Origin of the sequence: Pseudarthrobacter sp. NamE2 (assembly GCF_005796205.1) — a bacterium.
Taxonomy (GTDB): Bacteria; Actinomycetota; Actinomycetes; order Actinomycetales; family Micrococcaceae; genus Arthrobacter.
On the sequence record NZ_VAHN01000046.1, the window covers coordinates 1 to 671 of the forward strand.

The window sequence follows — 671 nt, forward strand, 5'->3', positions numbered from 1 at the left end:
CACCCGCCAGGACGGGTCGTTGCGGATGTGCTCCGTTTCCCGGAGGAAGCGCGGGTCCGCGCCGGCGGCGATCTCGGCCCGGCGGGCACGCCGTGCCTGCAGCAGTTCCTGCCGCCGGGCGGCGGTGGCCCGGTGCAGCCTGGCAATGAAGGCAAGGGCGTCCGAGGTCAGCACCTCGTCCTGCCGGCAAACGGGCTGCGCGGTCATGGTGATGCCGTTGATGGTGAAGCTGTCGGTAAAGCTGTTCATCTGAAGTCTCCTTGAAGACGAAAAGGGAAGTTCGACGGCGGCCAGCGGCACCTATGGCGCGAAACGCGCAAAGCCGAAGGAGCGGTGATGCGGCAGCCTGCGTAAAGGGGCCCTGTGCCCGCCCCCGACCGAGTTCTACGAGGTCATGGGGCGGGCATGGGGATAGCAGGCAGAGCATTGCCGTTCCGAAGGCGAAGGTGACCGATCCGCCGTCGTAGGTTGTTAGTGGAACTGGCCTTCTTCGGTGGATCCCACCAGGGCCAGGGTGGACGCGTTCGGGTTGAGCGCGGTGGAGATGGTGTCGAAGTAGCCGGTGCCGACTTCGCGCTGGTGCTTGGTTGCGGTGTAGCCGCGGGATTCGGAGGCGAATTCCTTTTCCTGGAGTTCGACGTAGGCGCTCATACCTTCCCGGGCGTAGCCGC

2 pseudogenes are annotated in these 671 nt (G+C 65.9%); both read right to left on the reverse strand.

The features are described from left to right. A pseudogene (locus FDW83_RS18935) lies at window positions 1-249 on the reverse strand (malate synthase A); the annotation flags it as partial. A 222-nt stretch (window positions 250-471) separates the two neighbouring features. Next, window positions 472-671, reverse strand: a pseudogene (locus tag FDW83_RS18940) (isocitrate lyase); the annotation flags it as partial.